A 21,749-nucleotide genomic window follows, 5' to 3' on the forward strand; every position below is an offset into this window, starting at 1 on the left:
ACAACCTTTCGGCTTCTCTAGTCAGCTAATTGCTGAACAACTATCTTTACATTTACTTGTCTCTGGTTCCAAATACCAATTTACCACCCAGATGACCGGCAATCCCTGTAGCCACAAGCATCGTCACAGCAATACCAAAATAGATCATCCGGAATGGAGAATCAACTTCAGCAACACCCGGCTCAAAGTAACGCCATGCAACCAGGGTAATAAGCGTCAGAGTTACAATTACACTACATGCTATCTTTGCGAAAAAAACAAAGGTCTTTGCACCTTTATACCTGTTCTTCCATTCAGTATAACCGGTAAAAAGAACGAGCGGCAGAGTAACTAACACCCCCACAAAATTGTAGTACGCCGCTGTTTCGAACCCATTAATACCAAGAAAAACGGAAACAGCCAGAAAAATAACAGCAATCGGCAGGATACCGTTCGGACTGTGAACAGAGATAGGATGAAGATGAAACTTCATAATCATTCTGGCCAAAAACCCAGGACGCTGATCTTTGACGGCAGGACTTTCAGCGCCTTTAGCAGAAGGTTTTTCTTCAGCAGGCAGCTCATTTCCTTCCTCATCAACTTCTACAAATTTATCAGGACCTGCTTTACAAATGGGACACTCCTCCGGAGGAGCATCGCCATCATGGATATAGCCACAAATAGTGCATTTCCATCGTCTTGATGAGCCCTCTTCAACTATCTCTTCAAATTTTTCAGCAGGCGCCTTACAGAGCGGACAAACCTCAGGGGGGGTGTCGCCTTCATGAATATAACCACAGACAGTACATTTCCACTTTTTCATATATCCTCCAGCATGGTGAGTGTGTATTTAGTTAGGAATATTTCATTTGGGAGGCAGTCTACATGCAGAATCGAAGAATTCCGAGTATTTTTTTTAATAGGATTACTTAAAGATAGCCTGGAAGTTTTCTCTAAAAGTTATTTGTTCGATCGCCAATCATCTCCCTGAAAAAGACAACGATTCACAACTACAAGGATATAACCGGCGATCCATTCATATAATACCTATTCACACACTATTTTTCGAGAAGCCTGTTTTAAGCAAATCCCGCAACTCTTCTTCTGTAAGATCATTGTTTTCGATGAGTTGGCCTTCAAGATAATTGAGCGACAGATAGACAAGGCACGCTTCAATGTGTTCACTGCGGTCGCCGTCTTTATGCATATATTTATCAAATTCGTCTTCAGCCCCCTCAGAAATACGTTTGGCTATTCGCTGCTTTCGAACATGATCTTCAACATCCAATGCAATAACATGTACCTCCGTTTTCGACAGCAATGTTTTTATTACTCTAACCAGATACCAGGGAAGACGTATTTGCTCCGATGATTTGAAATTATGTGCAAGATAAAATCCGAGAGCACGCATACAGTTATGACCAATCACAACCAGCTTTTTCTCTTTCGGTAAACGAAAACGGCGCAGGTCCCAAAGAGTAACTAAACAAACAAGCATGGGGAGAAGAGGTCCAAGATGCTTAAAAAAACGCAGAAAAAGTTTTTCCTGCAATGTCTCAAACGTCCCTTTCCCCTCACTGCTTACTGCACATGTTGGTGTACCGCTGAAAAATCGTTGGCGCTTCTCTACCTCTCCGCCCGATTCATGAATCATTTTCATCAAGACATTAGCTACATGATCCTTACCTGATGCATCTGTGCCAAGTAACAAAATCACATCTGGGATGTCCCAGGGGTATGTTTTAGAAGTCATAGTCTATAGCAGTTATATGATAGAAAAAAAAAGGGTGCCTCCCGCAACACTCTGCGAAAAACACCCTGCAATATAGAAGAGGATGACGAATACGTCAATTCTCTTTAAGATATAGCCTGTTACACAATTACACCATCCTCAATGTGAATAATGCGTTGAGCGCGCTTGGCATATACCGGATCATGGGTAACCATTACAACAGAGAGACCTTCTCCGTGCAGCTCAGAAAGCAACTCCATAATCTGGCCGCCGGTTTCTTTATCGAGACTGCCTGTTGGTTCATCGGCAAATAACACTTTCGATGACTTCACCAAGGCTCTGGCTATTGCTACACGTTGCTGTTCACCGCCTGATAGATTACCCGGCAATCTATCAGCTTTATCAGCAAGCCCAACACGGGCCAGACATTCATGGGCCTTTTCCACTGAAGATTTGTGCACCGGTTTCATCGATTGCATAAACGGGAGTAGAGTATTTTCCAGAACAGTCAGGTAAGGCAACAGATGGTGAAACTGAAAAATTACCGAAAAATCGGATTGTCTCAGCTTATTGAGTTTTTTATCTGAAAGTGCAGATAAATTGTCTTCATGGTAGTGCAACTCTCCGTCATCAGGACGCACGAGAGTCGAGAGCACATTCATAAGTGTTGATTTACCAGAACCCGAGCGCCCGACAATTGAAACGAACTCACCCTGGCCAACATCAACTGACACTTCCTTCAATACAGGAACAACATTTCCGTCAGTATTGAAACTTTTGGTTATATTTCTAGCTGATAACATTGCTTATCCCCTTATTTATATAGCGACAAGCGCAGTTGAAGGTTCTACCCGGGCACCTTTCCATGATGGATATGCCGCAGCAACAACAGTTATCACGATAAAGCCTGTAGTTGTAATCAACAATTGCTCGATTGAGAAAACTGGTTTTGCCCCCTCGGCCATTGCCAGAAACTCAAGCACCTTGAAGCTGGCACCAAAACCTATCAGGTATCCGAATATCCCGGCAATACCTCCAATAAACCCAGCCTCAATACAGAAAATGAGAAATATATCGGCCTTGCCATAGCCGAGTGAACGAAGGATACCTATATCCTTTTTTCGTTCATTCACAGCGGAAAGCATTGATACACCAACCATGGTTGCTGCGGTAATAAGTATGACAACACTAATTGAGAGTGCCAGCTTCTGTACAAAATTAACAGAAGCCATACGTTGATTGACCACATGCTGAAGAGCAGTTATCTCTGCACCAGGCAATGCTGCCTGTAACTGTTCAACAATATCTTCGATTGGACAACCTGCACAAAGAGCAGCAACTTCTATAAAGCTGGTTGCACCGCTTTTACCAAGCACATCCTGCAGGGAGGCCAGGCTCATGAAAAGAACGGTATCATCATCAGCACCGGTCTCATAGAGTATCCCGGAAACAGTAAATTCACGGTCAAGAACAGTTACTGAATCACCCTGCTTGATGTGGAGTTTTTCAGCAACTTTACTACCTACCAGAACCTCTTCGGGCAGTTGTGGAAATTCGCCTTCTGCCGCCCAGTAGCTTTTTATGCCACGCTCTTCACGCCAATCCACCCCTACCACCGCAATCGCGGTATCTTTAACCTTGGCCATGGTTACCAGTTTGGGTGCTACAGCACTTATTCGATCCTGTAACTGGATTGAGCGAATGGCTGAAACTGTTGCTTCCTGAGGCAGTTCATGGACATCAAAGAGCATATCACCCATATGAAAGCCACCGTAACTTACACTCAGCTTTTCTGTAGCTGGCGAAACAACAATATTGGCACCAAAGGCTGTAAGCTTTTTTTCAAGACTGTGGCCAACTACCAGCGACACCTGGTAAAGCGCAACAATCGACATAACACCCAAAGTGAAAACCAGAAGAAGAAGCAACGTTTTCGTGGGTTTTCGCCGGACATTTCTCAACGGAATAGTCAATATATTCACATCAACCTCCTAAAAGAAACGTGCGCCGGGAAGAATATCCGCTACCTTGATTACAAGGTTATCACCAACATTTGCGCGTCTGAGCGGTGCCGGGTTACAGCCACCTTCGACCACATTCACCTGGCTGGTGTGAAAACGCCTGCCGCAGTTGTTGCAGATCATATAATCGCCATCCTGAGTGTAGCCTTTTTTGGCAGGAAAGCAGACATCGCAGGCATCAAAAGCCGCACGGATAACACCGTCCCGACTTTTGACCACAAAGAATTTTATTTCTTTGCCATCACTCTTATAAACAAAATGATGGGCTTTGCCGTCATTCACCTTGTTGAGCGGAATACGGACTTCACCGTCAACAGCTTTTACTTTTTTATATTCACCGAAAATGCCGAAGACGGCATGGCTTTCAAACGGGGCAAACAGACCGGTAGTGAGCACAACTGCGATAAAAGCAAAAAGAAATTTTCTCAACATAACGTAACCTTTATAAAACGTTCTTAATCGTTCTCGCAGTTAAAACAATACTGCGGGATTTTTCTTGTCAAAATTCGTACAAGACCTGACAGGCAGGCGGGAACGTTAAATCAGAAACGTGCAGTTAAGCGTATAGATATGGTGTGGTTTGTAAGGAAATGAGGCGTAATTCTGTTCGTGATTATACAGAGACTGCAGATTTGTAACAATCTGCAAATCGTGTGATGAGGGCGATTTAAGCCCCTCAATATGTGGTATCAGATTAGCGGCAATACTCTCCTCGGACTCGCTGTTTCCATGACATACGCTGCCAAATGAACAGGATTCAGGAGTTTTCTCATCCGCACCATTATCTGTTCTATCAGAGTCATGACCGTTCATGTCTGCACAACATGGCGCAACAACAACCGCGGCTTCGCAATGCGCACAATCCGGAAGGCAGTTCACCGACTCAGCCTGAGCCAGACCCAAAACCATCAGTGCAACAATGACAAACTGGATTAATATATGACGAGTAATATGTTTCATAATAATTGGAATCATCTCACTCATTAAATACTACACTGTGGCACACGTCGTCAAGATCAAAAGCACTTGGTACTAGAACCTTAGGAGGCTGTCCCGGAATAGTAAGTTCCTCTCAGATCGAGGCAAAAACGAAAAAATCACCGAAGGCATATATACTATTGCGAAGATAAATTTTCGAGTTTAACGAAAATATGGGTGGAAATGGCATTGTCGGAGAGCCTCCTGGGATAGCACATACCCGCAACTATCCCACTCACTTTCACAAAGCTTAAAGACCAATTTTGGAGTCAATTTCATCAATCTGTTCCTGGGCTGTCTCCCACTTACTGTACCATCTTTCCAGCCGTCGTTTGCAATCTTCGTACTTTTTACTAGTTTCAGACCAGGCTTTTTCGTCAGTATACAATTCTGGATCAGCCATCAATGCTTCCAGCTCATCCTTCTCTTCTTCATGTTGTTCAACCTGCTCTTCGGCTTCTTTAACCTGCTTGAGAAGTGGACCGGCCAATTGACTTCTTTTCTGACGTTTTTCGGCTTCGAGTTTTTTCTGCTCTTTTCTGCTTAATTTGGAGCTGTCGTCATTTTCCTGTACGGTATTGTCCGTATTTGCCGAAGACTGCTCGTGTTCTTTGGCTCTTTCGGCAATCTCTTCCATCTTTCTCAGGTACTCAGTCACATTCCCTTCAAACAGTGTTACCCGACCATTTTTTACTTCAAGGACCTTATTAGCAAAACTATCGACAAAATAGCGGTTATGAGAGACCACAACGATGGTACCGTCATACTGGGCCATTGCTTCCTGCAGAATTTCCTGTGAGCTCATATCCAGATGGTTTGTCGGCTCATCAAGAAGCATCAGGTTGGCCGGAGTTGCAATCATCTTGGCAAGTGCCAGGCGGCTTTTCTCGCCACCAGAGAGAACAGCAACTTTTTTATCTACCTCTTCACCGCGAAACAGAAATGCCCCCAGCAAAGAACGCATGCGGGTGATGGTTAAATCTTCACCGCTCAGAGCCATTGTATCTAATGCAGAAAGTTGAGGCGAGAGCTCCTGGGCCTGATGCTGACCGAAGTAAGTGAGTTTTACATTTGATCCAAGCCTGATAGTACCGCTATCACATTCAATCTGAGAGGCCAGAATTTTTAAGAGAGTTGATTTTCCAGCACCGTTAACGCCTACCACAGCAACTTTATCGCCACGCTGCAGCTGCATCGTTACATCACGAAATACTTGCTTTGAATTGTAACTTTTGCTTAACCCTTCCACCATAAGCATATCCCTGCCTGAAGAGGGAGCTGGCGGAAAGCTGAAGTTGATCTGCATTTCATCGTCACCAAGTTCGATCAGATCCATTTTATCAATCAGCTTCAGACGACTTTGAACCTGCTTTGCTTTTGTAGACTTAGCACGGAATCGATCTACAAAACGCATTGTCTGACGAATTTTAGCCTGCTGGTTATCGTAGGCAGCCTTCTCGACGTTTCGCCGTTCTTCTTTATCAGTAAGATAAAATGTATAGTTGCCCTTGTATGTAGTCAGCTTGCCATAACTGATCTCCCAGGTTGATGTGGTCGCTTTATCGAGAAACGTCCGGTCATGGGAAACAACTACCATCGCTCCTTTATAGGATTTTAAAAACTCCTCTACCCATGTAAGTGACTCAAGATCAAGATGGTTGGTGGGCTCATCAAGCAGAAGTAAGGATGGTGCCTCAAGTAACATCTTGGCAAGCTTAAGACGCATCAACCAGCCACCGGAAAAGGTGGAGACAGGTGCGGTCATATCTTCCTGTTTAAAGCCCAGCCCCAGCAATACTTTTTCGATTTTAGAACGCATCGAGTAAATATCACTACCGTCCAGCTGATGCTGAATCTCACCCTGACGTTTGAGTAATTGCTGAAAATCTTCGGAATCTGTAGGGCAGTTGCCCAGCTGTTCATTGAGCTGCTCGACTTCCTCCTGCAGCTTCAAAAGAGCATTAAAGGCAGTCTCGGCTTCTTCATAAAGTGTTCTGCCGGTCAATATTTCATTGGATTCCTGAGGCAGATAGCCAACGGTGAAATTTTTCGAACGGGTTACTACACCATCGTCGGTTGCAGCAACACCACCCATAATCTTTAAAAGTGTGGACTTCCCCGCACCATTTACCCCGATAAGGCCGATTCTGTTACCAGAATGAACCTGTATCGAAACATCTTTAAACAGATATTTTTCGCCGAACCGGATATCCAAATGATTAACTGACAACATATTCTCTACTTCCCCGCGCCCTGTTTTTATCAGGGATAATTATAAATCGATCTTTAAAACCTAATTGCTCTAATCGATGAAGGTTCATTTTCTTCATGCCAACAACTGCCGATACATCGCGATGAGATATATGTAGCTCAAGTTTCTCACCAACCTTCAATCGATTCAACTGCTGCCGGATCTGCCGCAGCCAGCCGCGTGATGTGACCAACTCTCCAAATGCCGGATGATATGGCCCGGCTACAACTTGTTGTGAAAGTGTCTCAGAGGGCTGAAGCCCCATACGCACTACAGGTATTGCAGCAGCATCAAAAAGCTTTTTAGCTCTTCTGGTCAGAGCAATAGCTCTATTCATTGAAAGAGGTGTATATATACCTTGCCGGTACATATTCGCAAGCTCGGATCCTTCAACCACAACAGCCGGATACAAACGTATCAGGTCGGGCTGTAATTTTATTGCTTCACGCACAGTTTTAAAAAAAGACCGTGTTGTATCGCCTGGCAAACCCGGCAACAACTGAACACCTACCTGAATACCGGCCTGTTTTAATAGTCTAACCGCGTATCTACTATCGTCTGCAGTATGACCTCGTTGTGACAATTGCAGAACGTTGTCGCTTAACGACTGAACCCCCAGTTCCACGGTTTTCACATGCATGTCTTTTAGCCAGTGTGCAATATCCTCGCTTATACAATCAGGACGGGTCGACATCCTGATTGATTGCACACTGCCATCAGCAATATACGGAGCTACTGCATGCAGCATTCGCCGTTGTTCATTCTGCTCTATACAGGTAAAGGAACCTCCGTAAAATGCTACCTGGACATCAGTATGGCCGGGACTTCTCGCCAGCCATTGCTCAACCGTATGGGTAATTGCTGAATTACTCGCATGACTGCCCTTTTCCTTGCCGGATATCGCATGCTGATTGCAAAACAAACATTGATGGGGACAGCCACGATGAGAAATAAATATAGGGATCACAAGCCCCATCTACTACTCCTCATTCTCTTTCAGGCTTTTCAGTGCCGTAGAGGCCGCACGCTGTTCAGCTTCTTTTTTCGAACGCGCTTCACCTGTACCAAGCACCTGATCCTGAAAGAGCACAGAAATAGTAAACACTTTCTTATGGGAAGGCCCCTCTTCATTATCAAGCCTGTAGACGGGGCCTTCGTTATGCTTCTCCTGCAAAACTTCCTGCAAGCGGCTTTTTGCATCAGCGATCAGCATTTCTTCTTTCTTGCTTTCAATTGCTGGTACAAAGAGTCGAGTTACCATCTCCGTAACAGTTGCATATCCGGCATCTTCAAATACAGCACCAATAACCGCCTCAAAAGCACAGGAAAGAATAGAAGACTTATTACGCCCATGCGATGCGTCTTCACCTTTGCCTAAAAAGATAAACTCTCCCAGTTCAATCTGTCGTGCCATATTTGCCAGATGCGTTTCGTTCACAAGCGCTGCCCGTAATCGGGTTAGCTCCCCTTCCCGCATCTCTGGATATTTTTTGTACAATATGTGTCCGACGACCAGATCGAGCACTGCATCACCTAAAAATTCAAGTGTCTCGTTATTATTACCGGCCTGCGACTGCTCAAAAGCAAAAGAAGAATGTACAAGTGCTTTCTGCAGCAAACGCAGATCGGTAAAGCGATATTCCACGATTTTTTCAAACTCGGTCAACAGTTCTTTATTACTTCTTACTAATGAATCGATGTCCATCCCCATTTTTTTTTATTTTCCTCTTGTCAAAATTTCTAACTATGGTAAAAAGGTCTCCACGCTTGAGGCGGCGTAGCCAAGTGGCTAAGGCAGTGGTCTGCAAAACCATTATTCAGCGGTTCGACTCCGCTCGCCGCCTCCAGATTTTCCAAAGGGGTTACAGAATTTATTCTGTAACCCCTTTTTTTATTTCTAAAGTATAAACATGTTCGTTTATACTTCCGAGGCGAAGTGCGGTTCTTCTTACCTGATATTGGTTGGGAGGTCAAGTTTGAGCCTCAATGTGTAAATGCTGCGGGCAATAAAAAAAGGGAAGGAGCGCAAATCGCTCCTTCCCTTTTTTTATTGCTGAAGAAAAGTTCTGTTACTTTTTAGAGGCTCTTCTGCGTCCGATTCCTGCAATACCGATAAAACCGGTACCGAAAAATTCTTTATCTATAAAACAGAATAAGCAATCACCCTACAGGACAGCATACTAATCAACTACAGCAACTTCGCCAACATACGCACAGGTCCTGTCAAGAGATACGCACTTCTCCAGATGAGAGAAGCACTCAATTTCAAGATAGTTAGGATATTATGAAAGAAGACAGGACGCCCCCGCAAAATTTGCCGGAGGCGTATGTCTTTGGCAAGTAAAATTTTAGCAAAGATTTTACTCCACTTCTATTCCCCAAATCTCTTCAGAATACTCACGGATTGTTCTGTCGGTTGAGAATTTACCCATACGGGCAACATTAAGTATCGCCATCTTAGTCCATTTTTCAGGGTCTAGAAAAACATCATTCACTTTATGCTGGCAGTTGAGATATGACTCAAGATCAAGCATGAGCAAATATTGATCATGTGTATCCAAGAGGCTATCCACTAATGGCTGGAAGAGATTTTTATCTCCCTTACTAAAAGCACCATTGCTAAGACTATCAATAACATTTTGGATATGCTCATTTTCTTTACAAACCTGCATCGGGGTTCTGCTCGGGTTCAGCCGTTCAAATTCAGCTTCTTCAGCGGTCATGCCGAATAAGAAAAAGTTTTCTTCACCTACCTCTTCCCGAATCTCAATATTGGCTCCATCAAGGGTCCCGATTGTCAGGGCACCATTAAGGGAAAATTTCATATTTCCAGTTCCTGAAGCTTCTGTACCCGAAGTGGATATCTGTTCGGATAAATCGGCAGCAGGCATAATCACCTCCGCCTGCGACACATTATAGTTAGGCAGAAAAACTACTTTCAGGCAATTATGAATACGTGGATCATTATTCACAACATCAGCAATTGAGTTGATCAGCTTAATTATAAGTTTTGCTCTCCAGTACGTTGGTGCTGCCTTTCCGGCAAATACCGCCACCCTCGGTGCCATGTTATGGTCCGGATTACGGAGCATATACTGATAGAGATAAATAAGATGCAGGGCATTCAGCAATTGGCGTTTATATTCATGAATACGCTTAACCTGAACATCAAACATCGCATCAGGATCTACCACGATATCAGTATGCTCCTGAATATATTTTGCCAGTCGTGCTTTATTAGCTATTTTAATCGTCTGCCATTCTTTACGGAATTCACTATCTTCGGCTAACGGTTCGAGATTTCGAAGTTGATCCAGGTCTGTAATCCAGCCAAACCCCAGATTCCTGCTGATCAAATCTGCAAGTTCAGGATTGGTCTGCAGCAACCAGCGCCTAGGGGTAATTCCGTTAGTTTTTGAATTGAATTTTCCTGGATAGAATGCATCGAATTCAGGGAAGATCCTTTCTCGTAAAAGTTGTGTATGCAACGCAGCAACACCGTTTACAGAATGGCTTCCAACTATTGCCAGATGGGCCATACGTACTTTCTTGACCGGGCCCTCTTCAATAATGGACATCTTACTCAATCTCCCCGGATTATCCGGAAATGCCTGCGCTACACTCTCAAGAAATCTATGATTTATTTGATAAATTATTTCCAGATGTCGTGGCAATACTTTCCCGATCAGATCCACCGTCCATTTTTCAAGAGCCTCAGGCATTAATGTATGGTTTGTGTAGGCAAAGGTATTGACTGTTATGTCCCATGCTTTCTCCCAGCCTAAACCCTCAATATCAAGCAGGATACGCATTAATTCAGGGATAGCGATAGCCGGATGAGTATCATTAAGCTGAACGGCTACCCTCTCCGGGAACAGATCAAACGATGGGTGTTTCTTTTTGAATCTCCGCAATATATCCTGGAATGTTGCAGCAACGAAAAAGTATTGCTGCTTAAGTCGTAACTCCTGACCTGCATAATTATGATCAGGCGGATAAAGCACTTTTGAGATTGTCTCAGAGCTTACTTTAGCCTCAACTGCACCGATATAATCCCCTCTGCCAAAGTAACTGAGATCAAGCTCACGTGATGCCCGTGCAGTCCATAATCGCATATTGATCACATGATCATTCATATAACCGGGAATCAGCAGATCACATGGAGTCGCCATAACCTCTGATGTTTTTACCCACTTAGCCCGATAATTCCCCTTCTCATCCTGATAACTAGATACGTGTCCGTAAAAGTGTACAGGAAATACAGGGACCCTCCTGTCAAATGCCCAGGGAGTCCCGTATCTCAACCAGTTGTCAGGACTTTCAACCTGATGGCCATCTACTAGTTGTTGGAAAAAAAGCCCATATTCATACCGTATCCCATAGCCATATGCAGGAATTTTCAAAGTAGCTATAGAATCCATAAAACAGGCGGCAAGTCTGCCAAGACCACCGTTACCGAGGGCCGCATCCTCTTCTTCTTCACAAATTTCACTCAGGTCGTAGCCAAGGTCCAGAACTGCTTTTTTCACATCATCCATTACCCCGAGATTGATCACACTGTTCATCAGGGATCGACCAATCAGAAACTCCAGCGAAAGGTAATAGACGCGTTTTTTGCGTTTGGCATAAAATGTCTTCTGCGTGGCAATCCATTTTTCCACCATGATATCCCGCATGGTGTAGGAAAGCGCTCGGGCAATATCCGGAGCCCCTGACCTTTCAGGGTCCCTTCCCTGAAAACTCAATAAATGATGAATGATATTCTCTTTGATCGCCTCAGCATTGGTATCAAAATGTAATTCTGAACAAGGGTCTTCATCCTGACCGGCTTTTGACAATACTTTTTTCTGCACTTTCATTTTTCTTTGCTCCTGAAAAAGTATGCTCGCCTTTCGGCAGCATCAATATAGGTTGTTTAATGCAGATTTAATGTTCTTTGATTCCTTCTGGCCAAAACACTAGGATGCCGTTGCCGCACTGTTTGATTGCTCAGTCATTAATACTAGTCTAACAGCTTATGGCTCCTATACACTTTGCCACTTTTGTTCCGTCACTGTCCAGTTATTGTAGCAGACAACACAATTTCTTGATAGTGATGCCACGTTGTGGTATACCCATATTCCATTTCGTGTCTTATCGTAGCTATTTTCAATCGCCTATTACCCAATAAACCTTGAGGAATTCATGACTAAGAAAAAGCAACAGCAACCGGTTTTGACATTTGTAATCATTTTTGTGATTGGATTTTTTTGCGGTGCCGGATTTGCAGTAATAAAGATGGGCTCTGGCAGTACGCCAGGTTCCACGCCACAACAGGCTGCAACACAATCTAATGATACGTCTATCGCAATCAGCAATCTAGAAGCAGAAGTTACTGCTAATCCTGAGAATTTCAAGGCATGGGTTGATCTTGGACATCGCTATTTTGACAGCAACCAATATGCCAAAGCAATTTCAGCGTATACAACTTCCCTGAATTTTCACTCCGGTGATGCTAATCTTCTTACCGATCTTGGCGTAATGTACCGTCGTACTGGTGAGCCGCAAAAGGCAATCGAGTGGTTCAAAAAAGCTCAGGCCATGAATCCACAGCATGAACCCTCCCGATTTAACGAAGGAATTGTTCGGTATTACGACCTTAAAGACACACAGGGAGCTATTGCAAGCTGGGAGGAACTGCTTAGAATAAACCCAGACGCAACCGGAGGCAATGGTCAGAAAATCAGTGAATTTGTAGAGCACATAAAAGCTGAACAAGCTCAAAAGTAACCATGGCCGTAAATGTGAAATAGATACTGTCATATTTACCCCAAAGGCACTGGTGCCTTTAGACGATAGATTTTTAAAACAAGGACATACTATGAAATTGGAAACCCTCGCCATTCACGCCGGCCAAACAATTGATCAAGACACCCTCTCACGTGCTGTCCCTGTTTATCGTACCAGTGCCTACATGTTTAAATCCACTGAACATGCGGCAAATCTTTTCGCACTCAAAGAGCTGGGTAATATCTATACCAGGATAGGAAACCCGACCCAGGCTGTACTCGAAGAACGTATGACTATGCTTGAAGGTGGAGCGGCATCTCTTGCCCTATCTTCCGGAACAGCGGCTATATTTTATACCATCATCAACATCTGCCAGCATGGTGACGAAGTCGTCGCAGCAAACAATCTTTATGGTGGTACAGTCTCACAATTTGATTCTATTTTACCGCAGTTCGGTATTACTGTGCGCATGGTTGACCCTTCTGATCCAGATAATTTCAAGGCAGCGATCAACGAAAAAACACGAGCAATCTATTGTGAAACAATCGGCAACCCAGGCCTCAACATGACAAATCTGGATGCACTCTCTTCAATAGCTCAAGGTGCCAACCTGCCGCTAATTGTCGATTCAACCTTTACCCCTCCAACGCAGCTGCGTCCAATTGAGCATGGTGCTGATGTGGTAATCCATTCTCTTACTAAATGGCTGGGCGGGCATGGAACAGGTTTGGGTGGTATTGTTATTGATGCAGGTAAATTTGACTGGACCGACCCGAAATTCAGTTTATACAACGAACCTGACACATCATATCACGGGCTCAGGTATGCTCATGATCTTGGTGAGATGAATCCCATTGCATTTGCATTACGGATGCGTCTTGTGCCTCTGCGCAATCTTGGCGCATGTATAAGCCCAGACAACTGCTGGATGTTTCTGCAGGGGCTGGAAACACTCGCCCTCAGAATGGAAAGGCATTGCGAGAACGCACTGACCGTAGCCAATTTCCTACAGAACCACAGTGATGTAGATTCTGTTAATTACCCTGGACTTCCCGATTCCACAGGCCATGATATTGCAAAAAAGTACCTGAAGAAAGGGTTTGGCGGAATGGTCTCTTTCAGTATTCGTGGTGGTCGTGAAGCAGGCAGGAAGTTTATCGACAACCTGCAGCTTTTTTCTCACCTGGCTAATGTTGGTGATGCTAAATCTCTTGCTGTTCATCCTGCAACGACAACCCACTCGCAACTCTCTTCAGAGCAACTGCAGGCGGGCGGTATTACAGACGGCATGATACGCCTCTCAATAGGCATTGAGCATATTGATGATATAATTGCCGATCTGGCTCAGGCTATTACTGCGGCTCAAGTCTGATGGTGTCGTAAAAAGCCCGATCTTCTTCATTGTAGGTTTTTCACATGAACTCGAAATACCACATGTATTATTGATGTCCTGTGAAAAATACTACGCCTCATATCTCGGACTTCTCGAAGTCTACGCTTATCTGACTTAGCCATCCGATAAGCATAGGCCCAGGAGGCTGTCCGACAATAGGGGTTTTGGCAAAAATCGAGACATTTTCAAAAAACAAGCACAGCCATATAGTTGATATCGAAGTCTCACTTCGTTCGCCTATCTTGCGCGCATTGTTTTTTTGAAAATTCCTAATATTTTGGACAGATAGCGTAGACTTCGAAAGACTTTTTTACTAATCCATCAAGCCTGAAATTTAACAACCTTCAATCAGGACATCTGCGGACGGTTCCATGACAACCGATCAACACAATATAACAGAACTACCATCACGCCCTCACGACTCTGTTGGGGTTGTGAAAAAACAACAGTATACCTTTGCACACCCTCCGGAGGAACTGGTTCTCGAAAGCGGCGCACGCCTCGGGCCTGTTACTATTACCTTCGAAACCTACGGAACTCTCTCACCGAACAGAGATAACGCAATTTTGATAGCACACGCCTTTACGGGTGATTCACACGCTGCCGGATATTATAGTTCTGATAGTGAAGATGCCAAACCCGGGTGGTGGGAATTCATGATTGGTCCCGGTAAAGGTATTGATACCGACCGCTACTGTGTTATCTGCTCAAATATTCTCGGCAGCTGCATGGGCAGCACCGGCCCCAGCTCCATAAACCCTGATACAGGTGAGCCTTACGGCATGGAATTCCCCATGATGACCATCGGGGATATGGTAACGGCCCAGAAGGCATTAATTGACCACCTGGGTATTGAAAAACTTGTTTCAGTTATTGGTGGATCAGTCGGGGGAATGCAGGTTCTTGAATGGTGTGTCAGATACCCGAACATGGTTCGCTCGGCTATCCCTATTGCCACAACCATGCGCCACTCAGCTCTGGCGATCGCCTTTAATGAGATTGCACGACAGGCAATCATAGCCGATCCCAACTGGAATAACGGGGACTATTATGGTACCGAAAAACCCGATCTAGGACTGGCTGTAGCTCGCATGGTCGGGCATGTGACATACCTCTCCGATGAGGCCATGCGCAGGAAATTTGGCAGAAGGCTTCAGGATAAAAATGATTTTTCCTATGATTTCGGAGTTGATTTTCAAGTTGAGAGTTATTTGCGGCATCAGGGAACAAAGTTTGTCCAGCGCTTTGACGCCAACTCGATGCTCTATATCACTAAAGCGTCAGATTATTTTGACCTTAAAGATCGTGTCTCTACGCTCCAATGCATTGCAGAGCCTCATCGCTCACACTCAAAATTCCTGGTAATATCTTACAGTTCAGACTGGCTATACCCGACTTATCAGGCAAAAGAACTCGTTCAGGCCTTAAAACGTACAGGCCAGGATGTGAGTTTCTGTGAAATTGAAGCGGATTGCGGCCATGACGCATTTCTCATTCCCGATGAACGTCTTACCAACCTGATACGAGGTTTTTTACATGGTATCCCCGGAAACTGATGCAATCAGATTTGATCTCCAGGTTATTGCCGACTGGATAGAACCCGGCTCAAAAGTACTTGATCTTGGTTGCGGTAAAGGAGATTTGCTCGCCTGGCTCACGACAAACAAACAGGTCCGGGGAACCGGTATAGAAATGAACAAGGACAAGGCTGCAACGTGTATTGCGCGAGGGTTGAGTGTCCTGCAGGGTGATCTGAATGATGAGGTACAGGACTATCCAGATAAGCATTTTGACTATGTGATTTTAAGCCAGACACTGCAGCAGATATTTGAACCGGCGCGCTTGCTGTATTCGCTTTCACGGATTGGCAGACGGGTAATAGTTTCGTTTCCAAATTTCAGCCATTATTCGAGCAGACTGCAGTTGCTGCTGAAAGGCACAGCCCCAAAAAACGATCAGCTCCCCTACTCCTGGTATGACACTCCAAACATCAGGGTTATCACCTTCTCTGACTTCAGGAAATTTGCCAGTGATGTCGGTTACACAATCGTCAAAGAGATTGCTATTAACACCAACAGTGCTAATAGTGCCGGTAACATTGTTACGTATTGCCCGAACCTGAGGGCTACCTACGGAATATTCGTAATCGAAAAATAATTCATAACCGTATTGCAGTAATACCCTACTTATCTGGAAGAAATTTTATCATGTCAATTCAAACCAAAATCGGTCCGGTAACCGACTCTCTCTCAGCGCTCTGTGACCATATACATTCCTCATCGAACTGCAAGCACGACAAGGTTCCGGCTGTAGTAAAAAAACTGCTCTCTTCCTGGCAGGCAAAGGAATGTTATGACCATATCAGCCCGGTTTCTATTCCTTCACACGCTCAGGTAATAGATATTGTTAATCAGATTCGTCGAATTCTGTTTCCCGGATATTTCACCAAAACAAAGCTGCACGCATCCAACATTGAATATTATATCGGCAAGGAGACAACAGATCTCTACGAAAAGATGTCCGAGCAGATAACCATGGCAATCCGCCATGACTGCCGAAGACACGGTCAGCCATGCACCGCCTGCGAACAGCAGAGCCACCAGATTACTTTAGATTTTATTGAAGCTCTGCCATCGGTTGCCTCAGTACTGGCAAGCGATATTCGTTCAACACTGGCAGGTGATCCGGCAACCGATAATCCTGATGAAATCATATTCAGCTATCCCGGTTTAATGGCAACGACTATTTTTCGCGTAGCACATGAACTGTACGAACTCAAAGTGCCCATTATTCCAAGAATCATGACCGAATACGCTCATAGCCTTACCGGAATAGATATCCATCCGGGTGCGACAATAGGACCGGGCCTGTTTATTGATCACGGCACCGGTGTGGTTATTGGTGAAACTACTATTATCGGTAAGAATGTCAGGATCTATCAGGGTGTAACCCTTGGTGCTCTCTCATTACCACGTGATGCCGGTGAAAAGTTGCGCAACATGAAACGTCACCCAACCATTGAAGACGATGTAATTATCTATGCAAATACAACAATCCTCGGTGGTGACACGGTAATTGGTGCCGGATCGATTATCGGCGGTAATATCTGGCTTACAGAGAGCGTCGAAACAGGGACACGAGTACTGTTGAAACGTCCGGAACTTATTTATTCTCATCCCAAAAAGCACGACTAATCCACCTAATCATTACAACCCCATGAGGTGATATATGGCCAGCAACATTACAGCTACAATCGGTAATACTCCACTGCTCACTCTGGACAACTTCGGCGCAGACTGCGGTGCAACGATTCTAGCTAAGCAGGAGTCCCGCAACCCCATGGGAAGTGTAAAGTGCCGTATCGCGGTATCAATGATCGAGACTGCGCTCAAGGATGGTTCTATCAAAGCCGGCACAACTGTAATAGAACCCACAAGTGGCAATACAGGTCTCGGCCTCGCATTTGTCTGTGCAACAAAAAATATTCGCCTTATCCTCACTATGCCAGAGTCAATGAGTATAGAGCGGCGTAAACTCTTAAAACACCTCGGAGCTGAACTTGTGCTTACCCCTGCTGCCCAAGGTATGAAAGGTGCAATAGCAGCTGCAAAAGAACTGGCTGATAATACAAAAAATGCATTTATCCCCGATCAGTTCGGCAACCCGGCTAACCCGGAAATTCATCGCCGTACAACAGCTGAAGAAATCTGGCGCGATAGTGATGGCGAAGTAGATATTTTTGTCGCCGGCGTTGGTACAGGCGGCACCATTACGGGGTGTTCTGAAGTGCTGAAAAAATATAATCCCGCAATGCAAACTATTGCTGTCGAGCCGGCTGACTCCCCGGTTCTTTCAGGCGGCAATCCAGGGCCTCATAAGATCCAGGGAATCGGGGCCGGATTTATACCAGCCATCCTGAACCGCGAAATTATTGATGAAGTGATGACTGTAACGAATGATCTGGCGTTTGAAACAGCCAGGGAATTAGCGAAAACCGAAGGTGTCCTCTGCGGAATTTCCTGCGGTGCCGCAGCGCATATTGCACGCGAAGTTGGGCGCAGACCCGAGAATAACGGAAAGCGCATAGTGGTTATCCTGCCGGACACTGGTGAGAGATATCTCAGCACTCCACTACTTCAGGAATAACTGCGACATCACTCTATCTTTCTATCCGATACAGCCAGCGTAATTGAGTGGTAATTCCGGCTGTATCGTATTATGCTTCACGATTATTTTAGCTGATGCTGTTCTAAATTAACTGTGAGGCCGGGACCATCGAAACACGACACTTAAGAATTTTCACTTCTGTTTACAAGAGCCGCAGCTTTACCAAAGCCGCTGAGATACTACATACTAGTCAGCCGACTGTAAGTGAGCATATCCGTAACCTTGAATTACGCCTGAACTGTAAACTGTTTGACAGACTCGGGCGTACCATCATGCCCACCAAAGAGGCAGAAATTCTTTATCCACGCGCTCTCGCAATCCTTGAAGACCTTCATAAACTTGAAGATGAACTGGCAATGGCCGGCAAAAGTGTTACAGGTGAATTGATTCTCGGGGCCAGTACCATACCTGGTGCATATATTCTGCCCTCAATCGCCGCCTCATTTAAAAACAGATATCCCGGAATTTCGTTTGAAATTCGCATTGACGACTCTGCCAAAGTCATCGAATCAATCCAGTCAAATGATATCTTTATTGGTATTGTAGGTGCTCAGATTCCTGCCAGGAAAATCTCCTATCAGCAATTTGCAGAGGATGAACTGATACTTATCTGTTCAGCTAACAGTGACATACCTGAAAAAATTGCACCCGAATTTCTTCCTGAATTACCGTTTATTCATCGGGAACACGGCTCAGGTACCAGGAAGAACATTGAGTCTTTTCTCTCCCAAAAAGAGATAGGGCTAAACCAGCTTAATATAGTGGCTACCCTTGGCTCCAGCACCGCAGTAAAAGAAGCCGTTAAAGCTGATCTGGGAGTATCGATTATTTCCAGATACGCTGTTCAGGATGAACTTATCTCCGGCAGTGTAAAGCACATTGACATACACGGCCTGACAATGAGCAGAATGCTCTATATAGCATCGGCCTCAAAACGCACGCTGCCACACCATTATCAAGTGTTTTTGGACTCGCTTCTTCAACAGGTGGAAGACTGATTACAGAGGGGTTTACGCCCTTCTGCCTGATCACGCAAAACAGAAACATGCTTTGCCCGCACATCATTTCAAACAGCTTTCACCCGTTGCATTCCTAACACACTAATGGCATAATACGTTAATACAATCACAGCTTTTCCAGCCACAGCTAACCAATTCAAATATCATACATTTTTTCTATGGATAACAGAGGATTATACATTCAGCTCATAAGTATTCACGGGCTTATTCGAAGCAACTCACTTGAACTCGGCCGGGATGCCGATACTGGCGGCCAGACCAAGTACGTCGTTGAACTTGCCAAAGCATTGGCAAGTCATGAAGAGGTTGCTCAGGTTGACCTGGTTACCAGACTCATCAATGACAAAAATGTCAGTGACGATTATAGTCTGAAAATTGAACCGATTTCAGAAAAAGCACGGATAATTCGTATACAATGCGGTGGCAGAAAATATATCCGCAAAGAACTGCTTTGGCCTCATCTTGAAGAATTTATAGATAAAACGATTAAATTTATCACCTCGCAACCGCGCCACCCGGATATAATTCATGGGCATTATGCTGATGCCGGTTACGTTGCAAAACAACTTGCAGCCGCTTTTGATACTCCGTTTTTTTTCACCGGTCATTCAATGGGTAAAAATAAGCAGGCCAAACTCCTTGCAGACGGTTTAAAAGAATCGGAAATAGAGCGACAGTATAAAATTACAACCCGAATAGATAACGAGGAGAATATCATTCGCAGCGCGAATATGATCATCACCTCCACTCAGCAGGAAATTGACAAACAGTACGGACTTTACTCAAACTACAAATCAGCAAAATACTGTGTAATTCCGCCAGGAATTGAGCTTGACGCGTTTCATCCATATTATGATTCCCAACTCGATATGGATTTAATGAGTGAAGAAGTCAAACAGACGAAGGTTACTCTTCGTAATGAATTATACAGATTCTGGAGTAAACCTGAAAAACCATTCATTCTAGCCCTCTGCAGACCGGATCATCGAAAAAACATTACCGGGCTCATAGATGCCTACGGTACCGATAAAGAACTCCAGGCTCTGGCAAATCTAGCAATCTTTGCAGGTATCCGTCATGATATTAACTCTATGGAGGAAAATGAAAAAGCGGTTCTGACAGATATGCTACTGCAGATGGATCGCTATGACCTATACGGGAAACTGGCTATCCCCAAACAACATGATTTTGCAACTGAGGTACCCGCTCTCTATCGTATGTGTGCACAAAGCAAAGGTGTGTTTATCAATCCGGCACTCGTCGAACCGTTTGGTCTCACACTGATTGAAGCATCAGCCTGCGGCCTGCCAATCGTTGCGACCAATGACGGTGGACCGGTTGACATTATAAAAAACTGTGAGAGCGGCTTGCTGGTAGATGTGGGTTCAACATCTAAAGTGATTGATGCCCTGCATAAAATTCTCATCGATCCTGAACTTTGGGAAAAATTTTCAAACAACGGAATTAATGGCGTAAGAAAACATTACAGTTGGTCTGCACATTGTCAGGCAACAATTGATCAATATAAAAATCAATTACCTGCATATAAAGATGTAGCTGTAAAAGGGAAAACATCTGCAACCCGTCCTCTACGCCCTTCGTTTGGTAAGCGCCTTGCAGGGATCAAAAAACTCATGATCACCGATATAGACAACACCCTTATCGGAGACAACAACAGCCTTTATCAACTCCTTGAAATACTTGAGTCAAAACGAAGAGAACTTGCCTGGGGAGTGGCTACCGGTCGTAGCCTTGAACTGACCCTGGAAGCAATGACAGAATATGACATCCCCATGCCGGATATCCTTATTTGCTCCGTCGGAACGGAAATGTATTATGGACCAGACCTTCGTATGGATAAAGGCTGGCAAAGACATATATCTCATCTATGGAAGCCAGAGCGCATTAAAGAGGCTCTTGCGGAATTTGAGTGGTTGGTATTTCAGGAGGCAGAAGGCCAGCGTAGCCATAAAATCAGTTACTATCTGGAGAACACTGATAACAGGCTTGAACAAATCAATGAAGTTCTTGCCGACAACAGATTACGCTGTCAGGTAATTTACTCACACGGTCAGTTCCTCGACATTCTCCCTTACAGGGCATCTAAAGGCAAAGCGGTAAATTACCTGCAGTATAAATATGAGTTCCTCCCGCGTTATGTCATGGTTGCGGGCGACTCCGGAAACGATGCGGACATGCTGCAAGGTAAAACTCGCGGTCTCATTGTCGGCAATCACAGCGACGAGCTCAATTATTTAAAAAAAATGCCTCGCACATATTTTAGCGAGGGGAAGTATGCCGCTGGAATAATCGAAGGATTACAACACTACGGCATAATTTCATAGTGAAAGACGTTGAGTGGGCGTTGATTACTGCCTCTTGTGTCACGTTTTGAAAGTTGTAGGTTGGTACAATTAAATCTATCAAAAACGGTAAGGGG

18 protein-coding genes and 1 tRNA gene are annotated in these 21,749 nt (G+C 44.6%); 9 read left to right on the forward strand and 10 right to left on the reverse strand.

Features of this window, described 5'->3' with window-relative positions:
- Positions 1 to 52: 52 nt before the first annotated feature.
- The 9 genes from FCL46_RS15480 to rnc form a co-directional block, all read right to left on the reverse strand.
- Positions 53 to 802 carry a rubredoxin-like domain-containing protein gene (locus FCL46_RS15480; protein WP_136806721.1) on the reverse strand — a complete coding sequence of 250 codons (750 nt, stop codon included), beginning with the start codon at positions 800 to 802 and terminating at the stop codon, positions 53 to 55.
- Positions 803 to 1,030: 228 nt separating this feature from the next.
- Entirely contained in the window at positions 1,031 to 1,732 is a 702-nt protein-coding gene (locus FCL46_RS15485) for a hypothetical protein (protein WP_136806720.1), read from the reverse strand.
- Between the two features lie 119 nt (positions 1,733 to 1,851).
- Positions 1,852 to 2,514: an ABC transporter ATP-binding protein gene (locus tag FCL46_RS15490; RefSeq protein ID WP_136806719.1), complete on the reverse strand. Its 663-nt coding sequence runs from the start codon at positions 2,512 to 2,514 to the stop codon at positions 1,852 to 1,854.
- A gap of 15 nt (positions 2,515 to 2,529) precedes the next feature.
- Complete coding sequence (locus tag FCL46_RS15495; protein WP_136806718.1) at positions 2,530 to 3,693, reverse strand: ABC transporter permease; 1,164 nt, start codon at positions 3,691 to 3,693, stop codon at positions 2,530 to 2,532.
- Between the two features lie 9 nt (positions 3,694 to 3,702).
- Positions 3,703 to 4,164: a DUF2318 domain-containing protein gene (locus FCL46_RS15500; RefSeq protein WP_136806717.1), complete on the reverse strand. Its 462-nt coding sequence runs from the start codon at positions 4,162 to 4,164 to the stop codon at positions 3,703 to 3,705.
- A gap of 105 nt (positions 4,165 to 4,269) precedes the next feature.
- Positions 4,270 to 4,692: a hypothetical protein gene (locus FCL46_RS15505; protein ID WP_136806716.1), complete on the reverse strand. Its 423-nt coding sequence runs from the start codon at positions 4,690 to 4,692 to the stop codon at positions 4,270 to 4,272.
- 268 nt (positions 4,693 to 4,960) lie between these two features.
- Complete coding sequence (locus tag FCL46_RS15510) at positions 4,961 to 6,943, reverse strand: ABC-F family ATP-binding cassette domain-containing protein (RefSeq protein WP_136806715.1); 1,983 nt, start codon at positions 6,941 to 6,943, stop codon at positions 4,961 to 4,963.
- Positions 6,930 to 7,937: an elongator complex protein 3 gene (locus tag FCL46_RS15515; protein ID WP_136806714.1), complete on the reverse strand. Its 1,008-nt coding sequence runs from the start codon at positions 7,935 to 7,937 to the stop codon at positions 6,930 to 6,932. The genes FCL46_RS15510 and FCL46_RS15515 overlap by 14 nt, the downstream gene beginning before the upstream one ends.
- 3 nt (positions 7,938 to 7,940) lie before the next feature.
- Positions 7,941 to 8,672, reverse strand: a complete 732-nt coding sequence (gene rnc, locus FCL46_RS15520) for a ribonuclease III (protein WP_136806713.1) — start codon at positions 8,670 to 8,672, stop codon at positions 7,941 to 7,943.
- 60 nt (positions 8,673 to 8,732) lie between these two features.
- Between rnc and FCL46_RS15525 the strand changes: the two genes are divergently transcribed.
- Positions 8,733 to 8,808, forward strand: a tRNA-Cys gene (locus FCL46_RS15525).
- A gap of 513 nt (positions 8,809 to 9,321) precedes the next feature.
- Here FCL46_RS15525 and FCL46_RS15530 read toward each other — a convergent pair.
- On the reverse strand, positions 9,322 to 11,820 hold the full coding sequence (locus FCL46_RS15530; RefSeq protein WP_136806712.1) for a glycogen/starch/alpha-glucan phosphorylase: 2,499 nt from the start codon (positions 11,818 to 11,820) through the stop codon (positions 9,322 to 9,324).
- Positions 11,821 to 12,145: 325 nt separating this feature from the next.
- Here FCL46_RS15530 and FCL46_RS15535 point away from each other — a divergent pair, with 325 nt between their 5' ends.
- From FCL46_RS15535 to FCL46_RS15575, 8 genes are all read left to right on the forward strand, one after another.
- Positions 12,146 to 12,730, forward strand: a complete 585-nt coding sequence (locus FCL46_RS15535; RefSeq protein WP_136806711.1) for a tetratricopeptide repeat protein — start codon at positions 12,146 to 12,148, stop codon at positions 12,728 to 12,730.
- Between the two features lie 91 nt (positions 12,731 to 12,821).
- A complete protein-coding gene (locus FCL46_RS15540) occupies positions 12,822 to 14,102 on the forward strand; it encodes an O-acetylhomoserine aminocarboxypropyltransferase/cysteine synthase family protein (protein ID WP_136806710.1) in 1,281 nt (426 codons plus the stop codon).
- Between the two features lie 392 nt (positions 14,103 to 14,494).
- Complete coding sequence (gene metX / locus FCL46_RS15545) at positions 14,495 to 15,679, forward strand: homoserine O-acetyltransferase MetX (protein WP_136806709.1); 1,185 nt, start codon at positions 14,495 to 14,497, stop codon at positions 15,677 to 15,679.
- Positions 15,660 to 16,280 (forward strand): methionine biosynthesis protein MetW, encoded by a 621-nt coding sequence (metW, locus tag FCL46_RS15550; RefSeq protein ID WP_176371608.1) that lies wholly within the window; start codon positions 15,660 to 15,662, stop codon positions 16,278 to 16,280. Before metX ends, metW begins: the two co-directional genes overlap by 20 nt.
- A gap of 50 nt (positions 16,281 to 16,330) precedes the next feature.
- Positions 16,331 to 17,317, forward strand: coding sequence for a serine O-acetyltransferase (locus FCL46_RS15555; protein WP_136806708.1), 987 nt, complete (start codon positions 16,331 to 16,333; stop codon positions 17,315 to 17,317).
- A 34-nt stretch (positions 17,318 to 17,351) separates the two neighbouring features.
- Positions 17,352 to 18,269, forward strand: coding sequence for a cysteine synthase A (gene cysK, locus FCL46_RS15560; protein ID WP_136806707.1), 918 nt, complete (start codon positions 17,352 to 17,354; stop codon positions 18,267 to 18,269).
- 149 nt (positions 18,270 to 18,418) lie between these two features.
- Complete coding sequence (locus tag FCL46_RS15570; RefSeq protein ID WP_228723428.1) at positions 18,419 to 19,288, forward strand: selenium metabolism-associated LysR family transcriptional regulator; 870 nt, start codon at positions 18,419 to 18,421, stop codon at positions 19,286 to 19,288.
- A gap of 179 nt (positions 19,289 to 19,467) precedes the next feature.
- Complete coding sequence (locus FCL46_RS15575) at positions 19,468 to 21,654, forward strand: HAD-IIB family hydrolase (protein WP_136806705.1); 2,187 nt, start codon at positions 19,468 to 19,470, stop codon at positions 21,652 to 21,654.
- Positions 21,655 to 21,749: the final 95 nt, after the last annotated feature.

It is taken from the genome of Desulfosediminicola flagellatus, from assembly GCF_005116655.2.
GTDB lineage: Bacteria > Desulfobacterota > Desulfobulbia > Desulfobulbales > Desulfocapsaceae > Desulfopila > Desulfopila flagellata.